Annotated in this window: 24 protein-coding genes and 1 riboswitch; of the genes, 11 read left to right on the forward strand and 13 right to left on the reverse strand. The window is 63.3% G+C overall.

Translation table 11 applies throughout. The annotated features are described in order from the left end of the window. Positions 1-20: 20 nt before the first annotated feature. Positions 21-146, reverse strand: a riboswitch (cobalamin riboswitch). A gap of 49 nt (positions 147-195) precedes the next feature. The 3 genes from NOV72_RS03525 (at position 196) to hmuQ (ending at position 1,566) form a co-directional block, all read left to right on the forward strand. After that, positions 196-759: a histidine phosphatase family protein gene (locus tag NOV72_RS03525; RefSeq protein WP_106853140.1), complete on the forward strand. Its 564-nt coding sequence runs from the start codon at positions 196-198 to the stop codon at positions 757-759. Positions 760-838: 79 nt separating this feature from the next. After that, positions 839-1,210, forward strand: coding sequence for a DUF1428 domain-containing protein (locus NOV72_RS03530; protein ID WP_106853141.1), 372 nt, complete (start codon positions 839-841; stop codon positions 1,208-1,210). Between the two features lie 41 nt (positions 1,211-1,251). Further along, positions 1,252-1,566 (forward strand): heme-degrading protein HmuQ, encoded by a 315-nt coding sequence (hmuQ, locus tag NOV72_RS03535; protein ID WP_106853142.1) that lies wholly within the window; start codon positions 1,252-1,254, stop codon positions 1,564-1,566. Positions 1,567-1,673: 107 nt separating this feature from the next. Here hmuQ and NOV72_RS03540 read toward each other — a convergent pair whose 3' ends face one another. Beyond that, a complete protein-coding gene (locus NOV72_RS03540; RefSeq protein ID WP_106853143.1) occupies positions 1,674-1,985 on the reverse strand; it encodes a hypothetical protein in 312 nt (103 codons plus the stop codon). 123 nt (positions 1,986-2,108) lie between these two features. Next, the gene (lhpI, locus tag NOV72_RS03545; RefSeq protein WP_106853144.1) at positions 2,109-3,041 is read right to left on the reverse strand and encodes a bifunctional Delta(1)-pyrroline-2-carboxylate/Delta(1)-piperideine-2-carboxylate reductase; all 933 of its coding nucleotides are present in this window, start codon (positions 3,039-3,041) and stop codon (positions 2,109-2,111) included. 254 nt (positions 3,042-3,295) lie between these two features. Here lhpI and ppk2 point away from each other — a divergent pair, with 254 nt between their 5' ends. Next, on the forward strand, positions 3,296-4,192 hold the full coding sequence (ppk2, locus tag NOV72_RS03550; protein ID WP_106853145.1) for a polyphosphate kinase 2: 897 nt from the start codon (positions 3,296-3,298) through the stop codon (positions 4,190-4,192). A gap of 21 nt (positions 4,193-4,213) precedes the next feature. Here the strand turns inward: ppk2 and NOV72_RS03555 are convergent, their stop codons facing one another. The 5 genes from NOV72_RS03555 to NOV72_RS03575 all read right to left on the reverse strand — a co-directional run bounded on the left by NOV72_RS03555 (position 4,214) and on the right by NOV72_RS03575 (position 11,423). Continuing rightward, complete coding sequence (locus tag NOV72_RS03555; RefSeq protein WP_425428702.1) at positions 4,214-4,438, reverse strand: hypothetical protein; 225 nt, start codon at positions 4,436-4,438, stop codon at positions 4,214-4,216. Between the two features lie 145 nt (positions 4,439-4,583). Next, positions 4,584-6,092 (reverse strand): efflux transporter outer membrane subunit, encoded by a 1,509-nt coding sequence (locus NOV72_RS03560; protein ID WP_106853147.1) that lies wholly within the window; start codon positions 6,090-6,092, stop codon positions 4,584-4,586. Then, positions 6,089-9,289 (reverse strand): efflux RND transporter permease subunit, encoded by a 3,201-nt coding sequence (locus NOV72_RS03565; protein ID WP_106853148.1) that lies wholly within the window; start codon positions 9,287-9,289, stop codon positions 6,089-6,091. Before NOV72_RS03565 ends, NOV72_RS03560 begins: the two co-directional genes overlap by 4 nt. A 31-nt stretch (positions 9,290-9,320) precedes the next feature. Next, positions 9,321-10,523 carry an efflux RND transporter periplasmic adaptor subunit gene (locus NOV72_RS03570; RefSeq protein ID WP_106853149.1) on the reverse strand — a complete coding sequence of 401 codons (1,203 nt, stop codon included), beginning with the start codon at positions 10,521-10,523 and terminating at the stop codon, positions 9,321-9,323. An 81-nt stretch (positions 10,524-10,604) separates the two neighbouring features. Next, a complete protein-coding gene (locus NOV72_RS03575; protein ID WP_106853150.1) occupies positions 10,605-11,423 on the reverse strand; it encodes an alpha/beta hydrolase in 819 nt (272 codons plus the stop codon). A gap of 218 nt (positions 11,424-11,641) precedes the next feature. Between NOV72_RS03575 and NOV72_RS03580 the strand changes: the two genes are divergently transcribed. The 3 genes from NOV72_RS03580 to NOV72_RS32170 all read left to right on the forward strand — a co-directional run bounded on the left by NOV72_RS03580 (position 11,642) and on the right by NOV72_RS32170 (position 13,434). Continuing rightward, on the forward strand, positions 11,642-12,652 hold the full coding sequence (locus NOV72_RS03580; RefSeq protein ID WP_106853151.1) for a LysR family transcriptional regulator: 1,011 nt from the start codon (positions 11,642-11,644) through the stop codon (positions 12,650-12,652). Between the two features lie 226 nt (positions 12,653-12,878). Next, the gene (locus NOV72_RS03585) at positions 12,879-13,250 is read left to right on the forward strand and encodes a DUF4148 domain-containing protein (RefSeq protein ID WP_106853281.1); all 372 of its coding nucleotides are present in this window, start codon (positions 12,879-12,881) and stop codon (positions 13,248-13,250) included. Between the two features lie 34 nt (positions 13,251-13,284). Further along, positions 13,285-13,434: a hypothetical protein gene (locus NOV72_RS32170; RefSeq protein ID WP_181290821.1), complete on the forward strand. Its 150-nt coding sequence runs from the start codon at positions 13,285-13,287 to the stop codon at positions 13,432-13,434. 48 nt (positions 13,435-13,482) lie between these two features. On the opposite strand, the gene NOV72_RS03590 is transcribed toward NOV72_RS32170, so the two are convergent. Beyond that, positions 13,483-16,005, reverse strand: a complete 2,523-nt coding sequence (locus NOV72_RS03590) for an adenosylcobalamin-dependent ribonucleoside-diphosphate reductase (RefSeq protein ID WP_106853152.1) — start codon at positions 16,003-16,005, stop codon at positions 13,483-13,485. A gap of 173 nt (positions 16,006-16,178) precedes the next feature. Here NOV72_RS03590 and mobB point away from each other — a divergent pair, with 173 nt between their 5' ends. Then, the gene (gene mobB, locus NOV72_RS03595; RefSeq protein WP_106853153.1) at positions 16,179-16,721 is read left to right on the forward strand and encodes a molybdopterin-guanine dinucleotide biosynthesis protein B; all 543 of its coding nucleotides are present in this window, start codon (positions 16,179-16,181) and stop codon (positions 16,719-16,721) included. Here mobB and NOV72_RS03600 read toward each other — a convergent pair. Both NOV72_RS03600 and NOV72_RS03605 read right to left on the reverse strand, forming a co-directional pair. Continuing rightward, a complete protein-coding gene (locus NOV72_RS03600) occupies positions 16,700-16,909 on the reverse strand; it encodes a DUF2783 domain-containing protein (protein WP_106853282.1) in 210 nt (69 codons plus the stop codon). The two genes, mobB and NOV72_RS03600, sit on opposite strands and share 22 nt — an antisense overlap. Next, the gene (locus NOV72_RS03605) at positions 16,909-18,588 is read right to left on the reverse strand and encodes an FAD-dependent oxidoreductase (RefSeq protein ID WP_106853154.1); all 1,680 of its coding nucleotides are present in this window, start codon (positions 18,586-18,588) and stop codon (positions 16,909-16,911) included. Before NOV72_RS03605 ends, NOV72_RS03600 begins: the two co-directional genes overlap by 1 nt. A gap of 252 nt (positions 18,589-18,840) precedes the next feature. Here NOV72_RS03605 and NOV72_RS03610 point away from each other — a divergent pair, with 252 nt between their 5' ends. Then, positions 18,841-19,056 (forward strand): YXWGXW repeat-containing protein, encoded by a 216-nt coding sequence (locus NOV72_RS03610; RefSeq protein ID WP_106853155.1) that lies wholly within the window; start codon positions 18,841-18,843, stop codon positions 19,054-19,056. Positions 19,057-19,070: 14 nt separating this feature from the next. Here NOV72_RS03610 and NOV72_RS03615 read toward each other — a convergent pair whose 3' ends face one another. Together NOV72_RS03615 and NOV72_RS03620 are read right to left on the reverse strand one after the other, a co-directional pair. Then, positions 19,071-19,853 (reverse strand): IclR family transcriptional regulator, encoded by a 783-nt coding sequence (locus NOV72_RS03615; protein WP_106853156.1) that lies wholly within the window; start codon positions 19,851-19,853, stop codon positions 19,071-19,073. A 52-nt stretch (positions 19,854-19,905) separates the two neighbouring features. After that, positions 19,906-20,415 carry a cupin domain-containing protein gene (locus NOV72_RS03620; RefSeq protein WP_106853157.1) on the reverse strand — a complete coding sequence of 170 codons (510 nt, stop codon included), beginning with the start codon at positions 20,413-20,415 and terminating at the stop codon, positions 19,906-19,908. A gap of 89 nt (positions 20,416-20,504) precedes the next feature. Between NOV72_RS03620 and NOV72_RS03625 the strand changes: the two genes are divergently transcribed. Both NOV72_RS03625 and NOV72_RS03630 read left to right on the forward strand, forming a co-directional pair. Continuing rightward, positions 20,505-21,242, forward strand: a complete 738-nt coding sequence (locus tag NOV72_RS03625) for an ABC transporter substrate-binding protein (protein WP_106853158.1) — start codon at positions 20,505-20,507, stop codon at positions 21,240-21,242. A 10-nt stretch (positions 21,243-21,252) separates the two neighbouring features. Further along, positions 21,253-21,675, forward strand: a complete 423-nt coding sequence (locus NOV72_RS03630; protein WP_106853159.1) for a GNAT family N-acetyltransferase — start codon at positions 21,253-21,255, stop codon at positions 21,673-21,675. A gap of 57 nt (positions 21,676-21,732) precedes the next feature. Here NOV72_RS03630 and NOV72_RS03635 read toward each other — a convergent pair whose 3' ends face one another. Beyond that, positions 21,733-22,422: a DJ-1/PfpI family protein gene (locus NOV72_RS03635; RefSeq protein WP_106853160.1), complete on the reverse strand. Its 690-nt coding sequence runs from the start codon at positions 22,420-22,422 to the stop codon at positions 21,733-21,735. Positions 22,423-22,429: the final 7 nt, after the last annotated feature.

The following is a 22,429-nucleotide window of genomic DNA, read 5'->3' on the forward strand; positions in this document are numbered from 1 at the left end:
CCAGGGAAAAGCGCGTCCCGATTGACGAAGAGCCTGCAGCGGGGTCTGACTCGCGGCGCAACGCTTTCGCGCTGACGCACGCATACAGTGGCGCGACCGTGCCGGGTTTGCACCGGCTTCCTCGCACTGCAGTGCTTGCCATTCTATGACGATCGGCGGCAAAGTTAAACGATTCCGAATTGCCCGGCGACTTCCTTGGAACTCATTCTGCTGTGTCACGCCGCCACGCGCGCAATGAAAACCGGCCACTTTCCCACCGGCGACGAACTCGCCGAACATGACGCCCGTTCGCAGCTTCGAATCGACCAACGTAATAGGCGCGTCATCGCGAGCCCTTCACGCGTGGCCCGTCAGACGGCGGAATGGATCGCGGACGAATTCGAAATCGTCCCGGCCTTCGACGATATCGACTATGGACACTGGCGCGGGCGCTCGATACGCGAGATCGGCGAACGCGAGCCCGGGCATGTCGCCGCGTGGCTTGCCGATTCGCAAGCGCGTCCGCACGGCGGGGAAAGCGTCGCCATGCTCGCGGCGCGCGTCGCGCGAGGACTTGCGTTCATCGATGAACCGGATGCGCACGAGCGCTGCGTCGTCGTCACGCATGCGATCGTCGTGAAGGTGGCGCTCGCGCATGTGCTCGGCATGCCGCTCCAGTCCGTCTACGGGATGAATTTCGCGCCGCTCTCGTCTACGGTGCTGAAGCGCGCCTCGCCCGCCGACGCATGGGCCGCCGAATTGCCGCACGAGCCGGCCTGAACTTCGTCGCTAGCAAAGCGCTCAAACGAGCAGCGCGCCGCACGCGCGGTCCGCCCCCGAACCGATTCAGGAGACTCAGATGGCGCATTACGTGGATGGATTCGTCGTACCCGTGCCGATCGACAAGATCGATGCCTATCGCAGCATGGCGGAAGCCGCCGGCAAGATCTGGCTGGAGCACGGCGCGCTGCAATTCGTCGAGACCCTCGCCGACGACGTCAAGCCCGGCAAGCTAACGTCGTTTCCGCAGAGCGTGCAAATGAAGGAAGGCGAGACTGTCGTGTTCTCGTATATCGTCTACGAGTCGCGCGAGCAGCGCGATAGCGTCAACGCGAAAGTGATGGAAGACCCGCGCCTCAAGTCGATGATGGAGTCCGGCGAGCCGCCGTTCGATCCTCAACGCATGTTCTTCGGCGGCTTCACGACGCTCGTCGAACTCGAGCGCGGCTGATCGTTCTATTTTTGACCTTACGGTGAAGGAAACGCATCGACATGTATATCGCCATGAACCGCTTCAAGATCGTGCCCGGCGCCGAAGCCGACTTCGAACGCCTCTGGACCAGCCGCGACACGCATCTCAAGGACGTGCCGGGATTCGTGGAGTTTCATCTGCTCAAAGGCCCGGCGAAGGACGATCACGTGCTCTATTCGAGCCATACGATCTGGGCGAATCAGGCAGCGTTCGAGGACTGGACGCGTTCGGATGCGTTTCGCGCCGCGCATCGCAACGCCGGCGGCGAAACGCGGCAGCTTTATCTCGGGCATCCGGAGTTCGAAGGCTTCGAGGTGATTCAGACCGTCAAATAAGACGCCGATGCGCGCTTTCGAACGATCGCGCGCTTTTCGCCGAACACGCGAGTTTTACATGCGTGTGAAAAAACGCGCTTCGATGCGTGCGCTCTTGTCCGACGTTTTCAGGCCTTCGCGCCGCGCGCCATGCGCTGCAATGTCGACGAATCGATCGCCGCCGCGCAGATGCGCACCGCTTCTTTCAGCGTGCGCGGCCGGCCCGCGCCGAATTGCGATTCGAGCATCGCGACGGCGCGCACGCGCTCGTCACTGCCGAGTTTTTCGCCGGTCGCAAGCTCCAGCACCGAGATGAAGTAAGCCGCCGGCGGTGCGGCGGACGCATGCGGGAGCGCCTTGCGGTTCCCGCCGGCGTTGTCACCGCCGTCCTCGCGCGCGGGAATCCACGGGTGCCACTTGCTGTCGTATCGACTTTTCATGGGTAGTTCGCTGGCTCGATTGCTGTGGCGCGTGTTTCGCGCCGTTGATCTCGCGACGCCGTTGCGCCTCTTTCATTAAACAGACACTCAGCAAGTACCGTTCCAAGCAAACGAATTCTCCACTCAATGCGGCGCGCCGCTTTCCTCCGACAAAACCGCACGCGCCACGCGGCAGGTCGCAAGATCCCACGCCGCACAGCCGACCGATTTGAACACCACCGGACGCGCTGCTTCCTTAGGCGCGGCGAGCGCTTCGGCAAGCGCATGCACCGCGTTCCAGTCGACGCCCGCGAGAATGAAATCGCCGGCTTCGTGACGCGCGCCCGCGAGATCGTCGACGTACAGCTCGCTCGCATGCACGGTCGCGGCGGCGATCTCGGCGGCATCGGCGGTGAAGGCGCCCACGCCGATCACGAGCCGCCCACGGCGCGCGGGCATCGTGTAGACGGGCGTTTTGCTCGTGGTCGCGGCGATGACGACATCGATCGAATCGGGAATCGTGGCCTCTTCGAGCGCGGCGAGATTGCCCGAAGCCGATGCATGCGCGGCGCAAAACTCGCGCGCGCGTTCGGGACGCGAGCCCTGCACGCGGATACACGCATCGGGATACACGGCGGCGAGCGCTTCGACGTGATACGCGGCCTGCTTGCCCGTGCCGATCACGAGCACTTCGCGCGGCGCGCCGGCATGCAGCGCGCGGATCGCGAGCATCGACACCGATGCCGTGCGGCGCCCCGTCACGGTCGGGCCATCGAGCATGAATTGCGGCACGCCTGTCATGGCGTCGTAGGCGGTGACCTGGCCGTGGATCGTCGGCAGGCCGCGCGCGCCATTGCCGGCGCAGACGTTCACGAGCTTGTGCATCGCGATATCGGCGGCGCTCGCGGGCATCGAGAGCATTACGCCGCCCTCGATCGGCACGACCATGCGCTCCGGACTCACGATGCGGCCCGCCGCGTAGTCGAGCATCGTCGCGGCGAGCATGTCCACGAGCCGGTCATATGGCACGAGGCGCGCGGTTTGGGCTTCGTCGAAACTCTGGATCGTTGCGGTCATCGGGTTCGCTCGCTGTGGACGTTGAGGAGGTGACAATGCCATCGGCATGCCATCGAAGTGCCGGAACATTCTAACGGCGCACGAGGCCGCGTCACAAAGCGGTCAGCCGGATTTGAGACTGCGCGCGCCGCTTTCTACAATGCCTGAATCGATGCGTGTCATACGATCGCCATCGAAGATCGGCATAATCGGCCGTCCCGCGCCGCCCCGGTCGTCACGACGGCGGCAGTCCAAGAACGCCCACGGAGTCCTTCATGAACCAGACAGAAAAACAGCGGCGCTTTCACGCCGACATCATCGACAGCTATGACGAAGAGTTCGAGATGGAGGTCGACGATCGCTTCCTGGACGGCGAATCGACGTTCTCCGAAGAAGAGCGGCTGTTGCGCAAGACCTATTTCCGCGAGCTGTTTCGCTTGCAAGGCGAACTCGTGAAGCTGCAGGACTGGGTCGTGAACAAGGGGCATCGGCTCGTCGTGCTGTTCGAGGGACGTGATGCGGCGGGCAAAGGCGGCGCGATCAAACGCATCACGCAACGGCTGAATCCGCGCGTGTGCCGCGTGGCCGCGCTTCCCGCGCCGAACAATCGCGAGCGCACGCAGTGGTACTTCCAGCGTTACGTTTCGCACTTGCCGGCGGCGGGAGAGATCGTGCTCTTCGACCGGAGCTGGTACAACCGCGCGGGCGTCGAGCGCGTGATGAATTTCTGCAGCGACGAAGAGTATGAAGAATTTTTCCGCTCGGTTCCCGAGTTCGAGAAGATGCTGGTGCGCAGCGGCATTCAGATCATCAAGTACTGGTTCTCGATCACCGACGACGAACAGGAAGTGCGCTTCGAAGCGCGTATTGAAGATCCGCTCAAGCAGTGGAAGCTGAGCCCGATGGATCTGGAAAGCCGCCGCCGCTGGGAAGCGTACACGGCCGCGAAGGAAGTCATGCTTCAGCGCACGCACATTCCGGACGCGCCGTGGTGGGTCGTGCAGGCCGTCGACAAGAAGCGTGCGCGCCTGAACTGCATTCATCACCTGTTGAGCCAGGTGCCGTATCACGAGATCGAGCATCAGCCGATCGAGTTGCCTGACCGCGTGTTCAATCCCGATTATCTGCGTCAGCCCGTGCCGGATGAAATGTACGTTCCCGAAATTTATTGACCTTCTATTGCGCGGATTGCGTCAGCAGCAGTTGTTGCACGGAACATGCTTCACGGCGACATTGCTGCGCTGACGCGCCACGGTGTGACGCAGCGCGAACTGATAGGCGTGCTGCGAACCCTTCACCATCATCACGAACATCACCTGCGCGAGATTGAAGTCGAGCGTGACCATCAGGCGCGTCAGCAGTAGCAGTGGCAGCACCACCGCCGGCTGATACAGTTGTCTTGCGATCAAGTCTTTCATCATCGGCTCCCTATCCCATGAATAGAATTTTAAGGATCCGAGCCCTGCGGATAAACGCTCCGCAGGTGAAGACATATGTTCCGTGAGGCGAACAATCGACAGACGCTCCAACAAAATGGCCCTGCTCGACGCAGGGCCAATTCCATCACTTCTGAGCGAGACTCGGCTCAGGCACCGGGTTAGGCATTGCATCGCCCCAGCCGCCGCCCAATGCGCGGATCAGATTCACCGTCGATACCGCCTGCGTTCCCCGCAACTGCACCGCTGAGCGTTGCGTCTGCAGCACGGTGCGCTCCGCGTCGATCACGTCGAGGTAGTTCACCGCGCCCTCGGTGTATTGCGTGCGCGAGAGCTGCGCAGCACGCACCGACGCTTTCACGGCATCGTCCTGTGTCGCCGTCTGGTCTTCGAGGATGCGCAGATCCGACAGATTGTCTTCCACCTCGCGGAACGCGACGAGCACCTGCTGGCGATAACCCGCAACGTCCTCTTCATACACCGCGCGCGCATTCGCGAGATTGCCCTTGCGCCGGCCGCCGTCGAAGATCGGAAGGTTCAGCGCCGTGCCCGCGAACGGCCCGAGCAGGAATGTGCGGCTCGACCACTTGAAGAGATCGCCGAGCGTCGCGGATTCGAAGCCGCCCGAGCCCGTCAGCGTCAGCGACGGGAAGAACGCCGCCTTCGCCACGCCGATACGCGCATTCGCCGCCGCCATCGCACGTTCCGCCGATGCAACATCCGGTCGACGTTCGAGCAGCGCCGAAGGCAACCCCGGCGGCACGCGCACCGTCACCGGCTTGAGCGGATTCGCGGCAACCGAGAACTCCGCGGGCGCCTTGCCGAGCAGCACGGCAAGACTATGTTCCGATGCCGCGCGCAGACGTTGCACCGTCATCGCGTCCGAGCGCGCCGTCGCGAGTTCCGACTTCGCACGCGCCACATCGAGCTCGCTGATATCGCCTTCGGTGTAGCGCCGTTGCACGAGCTTCAGCGCTTCCTCGCGCAACTGCACGGTGCGCGTGAAGACATCCGTTTCGGCATCGAGCTCGCGCAGATTGAAGTAGTTCTGCGCGACGTCCGCTTGCAACGCGAGCTGCACGGAACGGAACAACGCTTCGCTCTGCTGAGTATCGGCATTCGCGGCCTGCACGGAGTTCGAGACGCGGCCGAACAGGTCCACTTCATACGACGCACTCGCCTGCGCGCGCCACAAGGTCTGCGCGGGCACGTTCCCATCGGCGGGCAGGAATTGCGATGCGGGCGAGAACTTTTCGCGCGTCGGGCCGAAGCCCGCGTCGAGCGTGGGGAACAGGCCCGCGCGCGCCGTCTGGTTGATCGCGCGCGCTTCCTTCACGCGGGCCGCCGCCGCCTTCAGATTCTGGTTCGCGTCCTGCGCCTGCTTTTCCAGATCGTTGAGCGCGGCGTCGTCGAAGATCGTCCACCATTCGCCGCGCATCATCTCTTCGGAAGGCTGCGCCGTCTTCCAGGTGCCCGCCTCCGATGCGTCGAGCGTCTTTTGCGGCGTTTCCTTGTAGGCGGACGGCGCGTTGACGTCGGGCTTCTCGTAAGTAGGCGCGAGTGAGCAGCCCGCCACCAGCAACAGTGCGGCCATCAAACTCGATAAAACATGTAGCTTGTTCATCATCGACCTCATTGCGCCTCGTAGGAGCCACCGATACCGCGCATCTGCGGATGCGAGCCGTGCTTGTCCGTCACGTGTTCGGTGCGTGAGAGCTTGCGCAGGATCACGTAGAACACCGGCGTCAGCATCAGACCGAAGAGCGTCACGCCGAGCATGCCGAAGAACACCGCGACGCCCATCGCGTGACGCATCTCCGAGCCCGCGCCCGTCGACAGCACGAGCGGCACCACACCCATGATGAACGCGATCGACGTCATCAGGATCGGGCGCAGACGCAGGCGGCTTGCTTCGATCGCGGCCTGCACGATGGAACGTCCCTGCATTTCCAGCTCGCGTGCGAACTCGACGATCAGAATCGCGTTCTTCGCCGACAAGCCCACCAGCACCATCAAGCCGATCTGCGTGAAGATGTTGTTGTCGCCATCGGTGAGCCATACGCCCAAGAGCGCCGACAGAATGCTCATCGGCACGATCAGGATCACCGCGAGCGGCAGCGTCAGGCTTTCATACAGCGCCGCGAGCACGAGGAACACGAGCAGCACGCTGATCGGGAAGACCCACAGCGCCGCATTGCCCGCGAGGATTTGCTGATACGTGAGATCGGTCCACTCGAACTTGATCCCGCGCGGCAGCACTTCCGCCGCGATGCGTTCCGCCGCCGCCTGCGCCTGCCCCGACGAATAACCCGGAGCCGGTCCGCCGTTGATATCCGCCGCCGTGTAGCCGTTGTAGCGAACGACCATTTCAGGGCCATACGTCGGCGTAACCTTCACGAGCGACGACAAAGGCACCATGTCGCCGTTCGCGTTGCGCGTCTTCAACAAGCCGATGTCTTCCGGATTCGCGCGGAACGGCGCATCCGCCTGCACGCGCACCTGATACACGCGTCCGAAGCGATTGAAGTCGTTCACGTAGAGCGAGCCGAGATAGACCTGCATCGTGTCGAACACGTCGGTCACGGACACGCCCAGTTGCTTCGCCTTCACGCGATCCAGATCGACGTTCAACTGCGGCACGTTGATCTGATAGCTGGAGAACGTCGGTCCCAGTTCGGGCGTCTGCGATGCGCGCTTGATGAACGCCTGCGTCGCGTCGGCGAGCGCCGCGTAACCGAGCGCGCCGCGATCTTCGAGCTGCATCTTGAAGCCGCCGAGCGTACCGAGGCCGAGAACCGGCGGCGGCGGGAACACGGCGATGAACGAACCCTTGATGCCCGCGTACTTCTGATTCAGCGCGCCCGCGATGGCATTCGCCGACAACGCCTTGTCATGCACGCGCTGCTTGAAGGGCTTCAACGTGACGAACACGATGCCCGCGCTCGACGAGTTGGTGAAGCCGTTCACCGACAAGCCCGGAAACTCCACCGCGCTTTCCACGCCCGGCTGCTTCAACGCGATATCCGACATCTGACGGATCACGCCTTCGGTGCGATCGAGCGACGCGCCGTTCGGCAGTTGCGCGAAGCTGATCAGATACTCCTTGTCCTGCGCGGGCACGAAACCGCCCGGCACGACCTTGCCCATCAGCACCGCGCCGGTGAGCAGCACGGCATACACGACCATCATCAGCGCCTTGCGGTTGATGACGCTTTTCACGCCCTTGCCGTACGCATCCGAGCCGCGATGAAAGACCTTGTTGAAGGCGCGGAAGAAGCCGCCGAACACGCGGTCCATGCCGCGCGTGAGCCAGTCCTTCGGCTCGTCGTGGCCCTTCAGCAAGAGCGCGGCGAGCGCGGGAGACAGCGTCAGCGAGTTGAACGCGGAGATCACCGTCGAGATGGCGATGGTCATCGCAAACTGCTTGTAGAACTGGCCCGTGAGACCCGACATGAACGCGAGCGGCACGAACACCGCGACCAGCGTCAGCGCGATCGCGATGATCGGCCCGCTCACTTCGCGCATCGCCTGATACGTCGCTTCTCTCGCCGACAAACCCGCCTCGATGTTGCGCTCCACGTTCTCGACGACCACGATCGCATCGTCGACGACGATACCGATCGCGAGCACCATCCCGAACAATGACAACGCGTTGATCGAGAAGCCGAACGCAAGCAGCAGCGAGAACGTACCGACGATCGACACCGGCACCGCGAGCAGCGGAATGATCGACGCGCGCCACGTCTGCAGAAACACGATCACCACGAGCACGACCAGCGCGATCGCTTCCGCGAGCGTGTGAATCACGGCTTCGATACTCGAACGCACGAACTGCGTCGGGTCATAGACGATCTGATATTCCAGGCCCGCCGGCATGTCGGCCTTCAGCTCCTTCATCGTCTTGCGGACTTCGTCGGAGATTTGCAGAGAGTTCGCGCCCGGCTGCTGATTGATTGCGATTGCAACTGCCGACTTGTTGTCGAGCAGCGAGCGCAAGCCATATTCCGATGCGGCGAGTTCGACGCGCGCCACATCGGAGAGATGCGTCACCGCGCCATCCGGCGATGTCTTCAGCACGATGTCGCGGAACTCCGACTCGTTCTGCAAGCGGCCGCGCGCATTCACGTTCAGTTGCAGCGGCACGTTCGGCAGCGTCGGCGAACCGCCGATCACGCCGGCCGCGACCTGCACGTTCTGCTCGCGGATCGCGTTGACGACATCCGTTGCCGTCATGCCGCGCTGCGCGACCTTTTGCGGATCGAGCCACACGCGCATCGAGTAATCGCCCGAGCCCCACAACTGCACTTCGCCCACGCCCGCGATGCGTTCGAGCCGGTCCTTCACGTTGATCAGCGCGTAGTTGCGCAGATACGTCATGTCGTAGCGGCCGTTGGGCGAGTTCAGGTGAACCACCATCGTCAGCGTCGGCGATGATTTGATCGTCGTCACGCCGAGACGCTGCACGTCCTGCGGCAGACGCGGCAATGCCTGATTCACGCGGTTCTGCACGAGCTGCGTGTTCTTGTCGGGATCGGTGCCGAGCTTGAACGTGACCGTGGTCGTGAGGTTGCCGTCGCTATTGGCCTGCGACTGCATGTAGAGCATGTCCTCGACGCCGTTGATCTGCTCTTCGAGCGGCGAGGCCACGGTCTCCGCGATCACCTTCGGGTTCGCGCCGGGATACTGCGCATGCACGACGACCGAAGGCGGCACGACTTCCGGATACTCGGAGATCGGCAGCTTGAACATCGCGATGATCCCCGCGAGCAGCACGATCACCGATAGCACGCCCGCGAAGATCGGGCGGTCGATGAAGAATTTGGATATGTTCATGACGGATTCTGTCTGTTGCGAAGGCCGCGCATCACTGCGCGGATGCCGTTTTCACGGCCGGTGCGGGCGCTGCCGTACTGTCGTTCATCGCGACGTTGTTGGCCTTGATCACGTCGTTGGGACGCACGCGCTGCAAGCCGTTGACGACGATGCGCTCGCCCGGCTGCAAGCCCTTCGTGATGACGCGCATACCTTCGTGCGTCTGGCCGAGCGTCACTTCGCGGTACTGCACGCGGTTGTCCTTATCGACGACCATCACGTACTTCTTGTCCTGATCGGTGCCGATGGCTTCGTCTTCCACGAGCACGGCCGGGTGCGGCGTGCCGCCGCCCACTTTCACGCGCGCATAGAGGCCCGGCACGAGCGTGCCGTCCGGGTTGTTGAAACGCGCGCGCACGCGGATCGTTCCGGAAGTCGTATCGAGGCGGTTATCGACGGAATCGACGACGCCCTCGCGCGAATAGCCGTCTTCATTCGCGAGACCGAGCGACACCGGCACCGCGCTGCCCGCATCGCGGCCGAGATAGCGCAAGTACGTTTGTTCATCGACATCGAACGAAGCGTAGATCGGCGACACGGACACGAGCGTCGTCAGCAAAGGCGCGTTCGCGCCCGTCGAAACGATGTTGCCCACCGTGAGTTCCGCGCGCGACACGCGCCCCGACACCGGCGCGACGATATGCGTGTACGCCAGGTTGATCCTCGCGGTTTCGAGCGCAGCCTGCGCGGCCTTCAGGTTGGCGATGGCCTCGCGCGCGGCGTTCTGCTTTTCGTCGTAATCACGTTTGGCGATCGCGTTGTCGGCGAGCAGGCGTTCCGCGCGCGCCGCATCCGTCGATGTATAGCCATTGCGTGCCTGCGCCGCCGCGAGCTGCGCTTGCGCGCGGTCCACTTCGGCTTCGTAAGGACGCGGATCGATCGTGAAGAGCGGATCGCCCTTCTTCACGAGCTGGCCGTCCTTGAAATGCACGGCGACGATCGTGCCCGGCACGAGCGGGCGAATGTCCACGTGATCGACCGCTTCGAGACGGCCCGAATAGCTCTGCCAGTCGGTGATGGTCTTCGACACGACAGCCGCGACGTCCACTTCCGTTGCGGTCGGACTGTGAGCGGCGGCTTTGGCTTCGTTGATCGCCGAATCGCCGTGACCGTGCCAGGCGGTGTAGCCGCCCGCGCCGGCGACGATCAGCGTCGCGCCTAGCGCGGCGTAGATGCGTTTGCGAGTGAAAGACATGGTGAGAGGCTCCGGTTGCGTTGAGATTGTTGTTGTGCGATGCGCGAGTTGCGTGCCGTTTCTTGCGCTTTCTTCCGTCGCTTATTTCGCGCGGGACAGTCGCTTTCTAAAGAATGCGACGACGTCGGCGAGCGCATCCGGATGCGCCGCGAGCGCCTGATGCGAGGTCTTGCCATGACGCGTCACTTCGGTCGGCACGCCCGCTGCGATCAGTTCGCCCGCGTACTTTTCCGCTTCGATATGCAGGAGGTCGTGCTCGGCGCTCGCGATCATCGCGGGCGGCAATCCGCCCAGGCGGCGCGATTCGAGCGGCGCGGCATACGGGTGCAGACGTTGCGAAGGATTCGGCAGATACGCGCGATACCACTGCGCGCATTCGCACGCTTCGAAATCGGGGCACAGCACTTTGCGTTCGTCGGCGAGGCGCGTCATGCTCGGGTCGAGCAACGGAGCGAGCAGCGCTTGCGCGGACATGCGAATATCGCCGCGATCACGCGCGATGGCTGCGACGCAGGTCGCTAGATTGCCGCCCGCGTCGTGACCGGCGACGCCGATGCGCTGCGGGTCCGCACGCTGCGCGCGGGCGTGCGCAACGGCCCATTGCGCCGCGCGATAACCGTCTTCGGGCGCGGCCGGAAACGGAAACTTCGGCGCGAGCGAATAGCCGACCGACACGACCCACGCGGGCGTATCGCGTGCGATCGTCGCGGCGGCGGTGTCCGCGTCGTCGAGTCCGCCGCCGATAAAACCGCCGCCGTGAAAATAAAGAACGATGGGCAGCACCGTGCCATCCGATGCGGGACGATAGCTGCGCAGCGTGATCGGCTGAACGTGTCCCGTGATGTGCACGTCTTCGATGCACAAGCGGGGACTCGATTCGATATCCAACAGTGATGCCATGGTTATTTTCGGTGCAAGGCCGGCGCTGCAAGGCCTTCACGCATGAGTTGCGATGTTCCGAATTCTGGAGTCCGCGCCTTTTTTAATAAATGCCTATAATCCGGCAACACAATTCGGTCGCACCGAACAATCGTGGTTATCCCTTGCGATTGTTCATTCGGACATTTTTTAGCGCTCGCTTAAATAGTTGCGTCGCTAAGTAAAGAAGGTGAGAGAACATGGATCGGCTACAAGCAATGCAGGTCTTCACCCGCGTCGTCGACACCAACAGCTTTTCGCGCGCAGCGGACACGCTCAATCTCCCGCGCGCCTCCGTCACGACGATCATCCAGAATCTGGAAGCGCATCTGAACGTGCGCCTGCTTCAGCGCACGACGCGCAGACTCAATCTCACGCCCGACGGCGCCGCGTATTACGAGCGCTGCGTGCGCATCCTCGCGGACATCGAAGAAGCGGAAGGCTCGTTCTCGACCAATGGCAAAGGTCCGCACGGCAAGCTGCGCGTGGATATGCCGGGCGCGATCGGACGGCTCATCGTGATGCCGCAGCTATGCGACTTTCATACGCGCTACCCGGATATCGAACTGATGATGGGCTTCGGCGACAAGCCGGTCGATCTCATTCAGGAAGGCGTCGATTGCGTGATTCGCGTGGGTACGCTCCAGGATTCGAGCCTCGTCGCGCGCCGCATCGGCGTGTTTCAGGGCGTGACGGTGGCCGCTCCGCAATATCTCGAACGCAACGGCACGCCGAAAACGATCGAGGATTTGCAGAATCACACGGCGGTGAATTATTTTTCGAGCCGCACCGGCCGCGTCATGGATATGGACTTCGTCATCGACGATGAAACCATCGAAGTGAAGATGCGCGGCATGATCGCGGTGAACGACGCCGAAGCGTATCTGAGTTGCGGACTGAAGGGCGTCGGCATCATTCAGGTGCCGCGTTTCATGGCGTTGCCGCATTTGCGCGCGGGCGAGCTTATCGAAGTGCTGCCGCAATGGAATCCGCTGCCGATGCCTATTTCCGCGGTGTATCCGCATAACCGGCATCTTTCGCCGAAGGTGCGTGTGTTCGTCGACTGGGCGGCCGAGTTGTTCGAGCGCTGCCCGCTTCTGCAAGGCCAGAAGGATGCGGAAGATCGCTGCCTGCCGACGAGCACGCCGTCGCCGGGCATCGTGCGGCATGGCACGCCTGAAGTCGCGGGCACCGAGGATATCGTTGCATAGCTAATCATCTGCCGGGGCGGCGCGGCAAGCGGCTTTCATGCGCCGCAAACGTCCGCCCCACAAGCCTCTTCGCGATTATTCGCCGAAATCGATAAATCTATTCGCTGATCCGGCATTTATCCACCCGTACCGCGCGACTACATTCATCCCTAACGCAGCGTGCCCTTCCGCCAATTGCAATCCGCATTTGCCCGCACGCCGCACCGGAATGAAAGGAGTCGCAAGCATGAAACAGCTCATCACGGGGTTCTCTCTCGCAGCCATCTCCGCCGTCGTCACGACTACCGCATTCGCGGAAAGCGGCCAGGGCATCGGCCGCGCAGGCACCTATCAGGCCACGACGCAAACGCAAGCGAGTTCGAGCGATACGCCCAAGACGCGCGCGCAGGTGCGCGCAGAACTCGTTGCAGCGTATTCGAACGGGTCCCTGCCGGCATTGAACCGCAGCTCGTATCCGGAGCGCAGCATGTGGGGCGATGCGGTCGCCGCACAAAGCGAGCAACGTGCACGCGATGCAGCGCAAGCGGAAGCGCGCAACCGTGAGATCGTCGAATATGCCAACGGCTCGGCGACGCAAAGCAAGGTGACGGCGCGTTAAGGACGCCGCCGACAAATAAGATCAAGAGGTCATCATGTTCGAAAACACATCGCTCGATCAGTTCTCGCTTCTCGACGAACTTCCTACGCTGACACCCGTATGGCATCCGTTCACGCAAAACGCCGCGCGCAAGCCGGCGGTTGCGCAAGAGACGCAGCAAGAGAACACTGAACGCTCGCATTGAGCGCGACATGAAAGGCGCGGACTCCAATCCGCGCCTTTTTTCTTCAACTCAACCGCACGCCCCGATTTCGCCGCATGCCGTGCAAAAGTCGCAGCCGTCCTTGCGGATCACTGCATTTGCACCGCACGTCGCGCATTTGCGGCCGTGCATCAGGGGAAGGCTATGCGAATCGATCTCGCCTCGCGCGATACCCTCGGATACCTCTTCGCGTTCATCGGCTATAGCTACAGGATGCGGCGTGCCATCGGCATGCTTGCGCGCAAGCACGCGCGACGGTATCTGCTCTCCTTCTGCGTCGAGAAAACCGCGGCGATAAAGAATCTGCTGGATCGCATACGCTAGCGCCGCGACTTCCGAATCGTGCCAGCGCGGACTGCGATGTCCGTCGAGCCGTTCGACATCGCCGAGACGCACTTGGCCGCGATCCCACGACACCTTGCGCATGTCCTGCAGCGTGCGCGCCGCGAAGCCGCCGCGTGCGGCCAGTGACAGCGAACGCATCGTCGCGGTGATCCATTGCTGCGATTCGTCGCGCTGCCCCGTGGGAATGAAGAACTCGATGGGCCGCTCGATCGTCACATCCTCGCCGCCGATACGCCCCGTCACTTCGATGAACGACACCGCGAGATAAAGCGACTTCTTCCCCGCCTGCGTCAGAAACTCGACCTTCTCGATGATCGCGGGCAACGCCCCGCGCGGCCGATGATCGATCGCGATGCGCAACGGATCGAGATCGAGCTCGGGGTCCGGCGAATCGCTCGGCGTTTCGGCGGGCGTGACGGAAAGCACCGCGCCCAGCGTCTCGTTCGGCCGATACGTCGCGAGCCCCTTCAGTCCACGCCGCCATGCCTCGAAATAGAGGTCCTGAAACTTGTCGAACGGATAATCGGCGGGCACGTTCACGGTCTTCGAAATCGACGTGTCGACGAACGGCTGCACGGCGGCCATCATCTCCATGTGATCGTGCGCGGACATCTCCAGTGCGCTGACGAAGTAATCGGGCAGCGCGTTCACGTCGCCGCCCATCTCGCGATAGAGCCGATACGCATGATCTTCGACGGGAAAGGTCTGGCGCGAGCCGTCCGCCATGCGCTTCGTGCGTTGATAAGTCCACGAGAACGCGGGCTCGATGCCATTCGATGCGTTGTCCGCGAATGCGAGGCTCACGGTGCCCGTCGGCGCGATCGACAGCAGATGACTGTTGCGGATGCCGTGCTCGCGTATCGCGATCTTGATGTCATCGGGCAGGCGCGAGGCGAATGTGCCCTCTTCCAGATAACGCTTCGCATCGAAGAGCGGAAACTTGCCGCGCTCTTTCGCCAGCTCGACCGACGCGCGATACGCCTCGTCACGCATCGTGCGTGCGACGCGTATAGCGAAGTCGCGCCCTTCCTGCGCGTCATAGCGCAGGCCGAGCATCACGAGCGTATCGCCGAGACCCGTGAAGCCCACGCCGATACGGCGCTTCGCCGCCGCTTCGCGCGCCTGCTCTTCGAGCGGCCAGAGCGTGACGTCGAGCACGTCGTCGAGAAAGCGCACTTGCGTGCGCGTGGTGCGGGCAAGCGCGTCCCAGTCGAACGACGGCACGCCGCCGCGCATCTGCGCGAACGGATCGTGCACGAAGCGCGTGAGATTCAGCGGCCCGAGATTGCAGCAGCCGTAGGCAGGCAGCGGCTGCTCGCCGCATGGATTGGTCGCGCGGATCGATTCGACCGCGCGCAGATTGTTATCGTCGTTCATGCGCGACATGAAGACGACGCCCGGCTCGGCCACGTCGTAAGTCGAGCGCATGATCGTGTTCCATACATCGCGGGCGCGCACCTCGCGATAAACCCACAGGCCGTCCTCGCGCTGATGCATGTCTTCCGCTGCGCGCTGCGCGGGCGAAGGCTCGGCCTTGTGCACGAGTTGCCATGTGCCGTCATCGGCGACGGCCTGCATGAACTCGTCCGTCACCGCGACCGATACATTGAAATTGTTCCAGCGCCCTTTCGTATGTTTTGCGGCGATGAACTCCAGCAAGTCGGGATGCGAGCAATCGAGAATGCCCATTTGCGCGCCGCGCCGCGAGCCCGCGCTTTCGACCGTGCGGCACGATGCATCGAACACGTCCATGTAGCTGCACGGACCCGATGCCGCCGAACCCGTCGAATGCACCCGCGCGCCGCGTGGACGAATCGCGGAAAAGTTATAGCCGACGCCGCCACCGCGACGCATCGTCTCGGCCGCCTGCAACAGCGCGACATAGATGCCCGGCAAGCCGTTGCTGTCGGTGCCCTGTATAGCGTCGCCCACGGGCTGCACGAAGCAGTTGATGAGCGTCGCGTCGATGCCCGCGCCGGCCGCGCTCATGATGCGCCCCGCGCCGAGCGCACCGCGTGTGAAGTTATCGACGAACTCCGCTTCGATCTTCGCGCGCGTTTCCTTCGGCTCTGCAAGTGCGACACCGCGCGCCACGCGGCGATAGATATCTTCGACGCGCGTCTCGTCGCCCTTGGCATATTTTTCGAGCATCACGTCGATGGAAAACTGCTGCGGTGCGAGCGCAGTGCTGGGATTGTCTTCGGCCATGTCGGGAAATCCTTTGATTGCTGAGCCTCGCGCGATGGGGTCGGAAGCATCCGGCGCGCGCTGGCGTGAAGTGCCGCAAAGGGAATGCCCGACGATAGCGCGATTTCTCCGCGCTCGCCATCGACCCGTTAAACTCGTCTGATCGAAACCCAAGCTATCAGCCGACCCTACGCATGAATTCGCGTCATCCGCCGCTCTTCGGCATTTCGGGCCGCTCGGGCCAAGGCAAGACCACGTTGATCGAAGCGCTGCTGCCGTGGCTGCGCGCACGCGGCATCACGGTCAACGTCATCAAGCACAGTCATCATTCGATCGAACTGGAGCCGCCGGGCAAGGACAGTGCGCGCTTTCGCCGCGCGGGCGCCGGGGAAGTGCTGATCGCATCGCCTTACCGCTATGCGATCGTGCACGAACTGAACGGCGACGACGAGCCGCCGCTCATCGAACTGGCCGCGCGCCTGTCGCACGCGGACCTCGTGATCGTCGAGGGATTCGCGCGTGAAGCGATGCCCCGGCTCGAAGTCGTGCGGCCCTCGGCCGGCCGCGATCCGCTCTACAAGACCGACGTGGACATAGTTGCAATCGCAACCGATGACGCCGCCGCGATCGAGTCGAGCTTGCCGAAGCTCGATCTGAACGACATCGCGAGCATCGGCGCTTTCATCTGCGATCGCGTGGGCATCGTGCTGAACGATCAGCTTTCGGCGAGACCGTGACGCGCCATCGCCAGCGCTTCTTTCAATACATCGTTATCGCCGATGTGATTCGCGAGCAGCAACACGAGCTTTGCGTTGAGCATCTGGCTCGCTTCGTCGGAGAGTCCGTTGTGCGTGTCGATGAGGCGCTCGTAGAACGCGTCGTGATCCGCGATATTCAGTTCGAGATTGAGCTTCATACGATTCATCATCCGTTGCAGGTTGCACGTTTGACCGCAGCCGCGACCGATGCGGCGTCGAAGGCGCGCCAGCGCGCGCAGACGTGTTGATCGGGACGCAGCAGATAGAACGTGCCGGGCCGTGCATCGAAGCGATGCGCGACCATGCCTTCCATGTCCTCGATCACGGTCACGCCGGGCACCGTGCATGTCATGCCGCGCGGCACGACGATCAGCGCGCGCACCGGCAACGGCGCTTTCGCCAACGCCGCGAGGCTTTGCGCGCACACGTCGGGGCCGTGACCCAGTCCGCAGAAATAGATGCCCGTGAACGCGCCGCCGTGCGTCTGAGGCAGGAGCCATGCATCGCGGTCATCGACGCGCACCGGCGCATCCACGCATGGTGCGCCGGGAATCATCGTGCAATTGAAGGCGTCGCCGGTTGCATCGGGTGTATTGAGCGTCGAGTCGCGCAGCACCGCGGGCACGGAAAGCCGCCCGCTGTTCGCCATGCGCCGCGCGAATGCGCAGTCCTTCGCGAGATTCAGCGTCGCGTCGCGAAAGAGGCGTGATACCGCGCTCTTCGGCGTGATGAAGTCGGTGGCACGCGTCGAGTTGAGGATGTTTTCGTCGGCGGCGTATTCGCGTTCGGACGCGTAGGTATCGAGCAGCGCGTGCGGTGCATCGCCGTTCACCACGAGCTTCAGCTTCCACGCGAGATTGTCCGCGTCCTGCACGCCGCTGTTCGCGCCGCGCGCGCCGAACGGCGACACGCCATGCGCCGAATCGCCCGCGAAAATGATGCGCCCATGCCTGAAGCTATCCATGCGCAGGCACGAGAACGTGTACACGCTCACCCATTCCAGTTCGAATTCCGCGTCTTCGCCGAGCAGCGCCTTCACGCGCGGAATCACGCGTTCCGGCTCTTTCTCCGCGACGGGGTCCGCATCCCAGCCGAGCTGAAAATCGATGCGCCATACGTTGTCCGGCTGACGATGCAGCAGCACCGACTGATTGCGATGAAACGGCGGATCGAACCAGAACCAGCGCTCGGTCGGAAACGGCGCCTTCATCTTCACATCGGCGATCAGGAAGCGATCCTTGAACGTGCGGCCGTGGCTGTCGAGACCGAGGCATTTGCGCATCGGGCTGCGCGCGCCATCGGCGGCCACGACGTATTGCGCCTTGAGCGAATAGCTGCCATCGGGCGTTTCGACCTGCAGTTCGACGTGATCTTCATGCTGCGTCACGCCGGTCACGTTGCTCTTCCAGCGCAATTGCAGCGGCTCCATCTGCATCGCGCGTTCGGCGAGAAAGCCTTCGACGTAGTACTGCTGCAAGTTGATGAACGCGGGCCGCGAATGCCCCGTCTCCGGCAAGAGATTGAACGTGTAGACGAGGTCGTCATGCAGAAACACCTTGCCGACATTCCAGCTCACGCCCTTCTCGATCATCCGTTCGCCGCAGCCGAGGCGATCGAAGATCTCCAGCGTGCGCTTGGCGAAGCAGATCGCACGCGAGCCCGTCGACACCGTGTCGTCGTTGTCGAGCAGCACGGTGCGCACGCCCTGCTGCGCGAGATCGATGGCCGTCGCAAGGCCAACCGGACCGGCGCCTATCACGGCAACGGGATAAGGCGATGACGCGGGCGCATCGTGCTCGGGCGCGCGCTCGTATTCGAAACGCAGAGTGGCGTAGTTCACGGACATTCGATCGTCTCCATCGTCGAGCCTCGTCGTCTTCGGCTCGGGCGCGAATCGCTTCGCTTTCGGTTAGCTGTTTATTATTGTACAAGTCGTTTTATATTGTTGAATTTAGGTTTACCCGTATGCGCTCGTGCTGAATCGGGCACTTACATCCGCTTACAAGCTCGCGCGACGACTTTTGAAGGGTAGGCGCGTTCAAGGGACACGGCAGGAGAACGCCGTGAATTCCCTATGAACATTGAAGGATGAAAACCTATGAAAGCGAAAGCTTCACTGATGCTGGTCAGCGCGATGACCGCGGGCGCGCTGTTGTCGGGGTGTGTCGTCGAACCTGCACGGCCGCCGCAGCCCGCGCCCGTGGCGGAGGTCATGCCGCCGCCGCCCGCGACGGGTTATCGCTGGGCGAAGGGGCACTATCGATGGGAAGGCAACCACTGGCAGTGGGTGCCGGGGCACTGGCGGCCGGTGTGAGCGTCAGGCTTTCATCAGACGGCGACGAAGCCGAGCATCTTCGATACGCGCCCGGCGCATGCGTGTAGCGCGTTCGCGATGCCGCCATTCCAGGCGCCGTCGAACGAGCCGCTCGGTCCGATCGCCGTGATCGCGAGCACGATATTGCGCGTGTGGTCGAACACCGGCGCGCTCATGGCGCTGATGCCGGCGACCGGTTCGTCGATCGCTCGCGCGATGCCGTGCGCGCGCACTTCGGCGAGCATCGCGTCGATCTGCGCGCGCGTGTAGTTACGACGCTCTGCGCCGGTCTGCAACGCGCCCGCGCGCTCGACCGCAACGAGCGCATCGACGGTCATCGGCGGCAGATACGCGGCGAATGCGCGGCCCGTTGCGGTCTGAAGCAGCGACATCACCGTGCCCGTGCGCATCGTCACGTGGATGGGCACGCTCGCCTGCTGGATGTGCACGATCGTCGGTCCATAACTGCCCGCGCTCGCGAGCGCGACCGTATGCTCGATGCGCGGCGTCATGTTCGCCACTTCCGCGATCGCGAGACGCACCGGATCGACACGTTGCAGACTGATCAGCCCCATTTGCAATGCGAACGGGCCGAGCTCGTAACGGCCCGTCGCGGCGTCCTGCTGAATCAGGCCGAGATTGCCGTACGACACGAGATACGGATGTGCCTTCGCCGACGGCATGCCCGCCTTCTTCGCGAGATCGCCGAGCAGCATCGGGCCGCCATGATCCACCAGCGCACGCAAGAGCGCGCCCCCGACTTCGATCGATTGAATTCCCCGGCGCACAGCACTCATGCCTGACCTTTTGTCGTTGTCGATGATGCGCGCGATGATAACCGCACTTGCATCATGACTTGGGTCCGAGCCGTTCGATCAGTTCGCGATGCTGCGGATAGCGTGCTTCCAGCGCGCCCGGCGCGGCAAGTTCGAACTCGCTGAACTCGAAGCCCGGCGCGACCGTGCAGCCGACGAGCGCCGCGCCGTCCTTGTCGTGACATTCGGCCGCGAACCAGTCGCCCGCTTTGACGACCGCCTGGAACACCGTATCCGCATGGTCGAGCGCGTTGCCGAGACGATGCGTGACGAGCGCGCCGTTCGCATCGAGCACGTGCACGTCGATGGAATCGCCTGCATGGAAATGCCAGATTTCGTCAGAGCGAATGCGATGCCATGCGGAATGGGCGCCGTCGCAGAGCAGGAAATAGATCGCGGTCGATGCGGCGCGCAATTCGCTTTCGTTTTCGCGCGTGACGTTGCCGCTCGCGCGATACGTCTCGCGGAAGAATCCGCCTTCGGGATGCGGTTCGAGCTTCAGCCGCGCGATCAATTCACGGCTGTCGATGCGTGTGCGGTGCATGTCGTTCCTTTGCCAGAGCGGTTGCGGTTCGCGTATTCTGCATCGGATTGCTGGTGCGGCCACTTCCCTTCATTCAATCGACGGACACCATGACTCTTTCCTCTTCCTTGCTGAACGCCTTCGTGCCGACGGGCACGCTGCGCGCATCGATCAATCTCGGCAATCCGATTCTCGCGCACCGGACCGGCAGCGGCGAGCCGGGCGGCGTATCGGTGGATATCGCGCGCGAACTCGCATCGCGGCTCGGCGTGCCGGTCGCGTTCACGTCGTTCGAGCGGGCTGCGGAATCCGTCGAAACCGTCACGAACGACGGCGCCGACATCGGCTTTTTCGCGATCGATCCGCTGCGCGGCGCGGGAATCGCGTTCACCGCAGCTTACGTGCTGATCGAAGGCTGCTATCTCGTGCGCGATGCGTCGCCGCTCACGCGCAACGAAGATGTCGATCGCGAAGGCAACCGCATCATGGTCGGCACGGGCAGCGCATACGATCTCTTTCTCACGCGCGAGATCAAGCATGCGCAGATCGTGCGCACGGCGTCGTCGCAAACGGTGGTCGACGAATTTCTGCGCGACAACCTCGAAGTCGCGGCGGGCGTGAAGCAGCAACTCGAAGCCGACGCGGCGCGCACGCCCGGCGTGCGCCTTCTCGACGGACGTTTCATGGTGATCCAGCAGGCGATGGGCCTGCCGAAGGCTCGCGGCGACGAAGCCGCGCGCTATCTGCGCGATTTCGTCGAGGATGTGAAGCGCTCCGGCTTCGTCGCCGAAGCGCTCGCGCGGCACGGCATCAAGGGCGCATCGGTCGCACCGGCCGAGTCGAACTGACCGGTCCGACATGAACACGGATGTCACCCTCGCCGTCACCGACTGGATCGACGCGACCTTCGAGCAGGACGTCGCGGGTGGCCTCGCCGCATTCAATCGCGCGCGGCTCGGCTCGAGCCATCAGCGCGATCTCGCCGTGTCGCTGTATCGGGACGACGATTTTCTCGGCGGCCTCGCGGGCTACACCGCGTGGGACTGGCTCTTCGTGAAATGGCTGTGGATACGCGAGGACGCGCGCGGCTCCGGTCTCGGCGCACGCGCGCTCCAGGCCGCCGAAAACGAGGCAAGAAAACGCGGTTGCCGTGCGGCCTGGCTCGACACGGTCAACCCCGCGGCGCGCGCGCTTTACGCGCGCTGCGGCTACGAGACTTTCGGCGAAATCGCCGATTTTCACGCCGGCCACGCGCGCTATTTCATGCAGAAACGGTTCTAGGCCTTTGGCGTTTTGCATTGCGCATGCATTGAACCATTTTGCATCTTGCGTTTTGCATTACGCATTCGATCCGAGCCGCTCCGCCACGCGCGCCGCGACCGTGCGGCGCTCCGCCAGCGATGCCGCGCCGCGCTTGCGAGCATCGCTTACAACGGATTCGGGCGCGTGCGCCGGATCGCCCGAATCGAAGGGTGGCGCGGGCGCGTATTCCATCTGCAACTGAATCACTCGCGCTTCGTGTTCGCCGACGAGTTCGGCCGCCAGCGTCAACGCGAAATCGATCCCCGCCGTGATGCCGCCGCCCGTGAACACGTTGCCGTCGCGCACGACGCGTCCTTGCACCGGCGTAGCGCCCAGTTCCGTGAGCAGTTCGTGATACGCCCAGTGCGTCGTCGCGCGTTTGCCACGGAGCAGGCCCGCCGCGCCGAGCACGAGCGATCCCGTGCACACCGACGTCACGTAGCGCGCGCCCGCCGCCTGCCTGCGAAGGAACGCGAGCGTTTCCTCGTCCTCCATCAGATCGCCGACGCCCGCGCCGCCCGGCACGCAGAGCACGTCGAGCGCGGGGCAATCGGCGTAAGTCGCATCCGGCGTCAGGATCATGCCGGCGCTCGATTTCACCGGCTCGCGCGTCTTCCAGACGAGATGCACCTTCGCGTCGGGCATCGACGCGAAAACGTCGTAGGGGCCGGTCATGTCGAGTTGCTGCACGCGCGGGAACAGCAACAGGCCGATGTGTAGCGTCATCGTCTTC

This window comes from Caballeronia novacaledonica (assembly GCF_900258035.1).
Classification (GTDB): domain Bacteria; phylum Pseudomonadota; class Gammaproteobacteria; order Burkholderiales; family Burkholderiaceae; genus Caballeronia; species Caballeronia novacaledonica.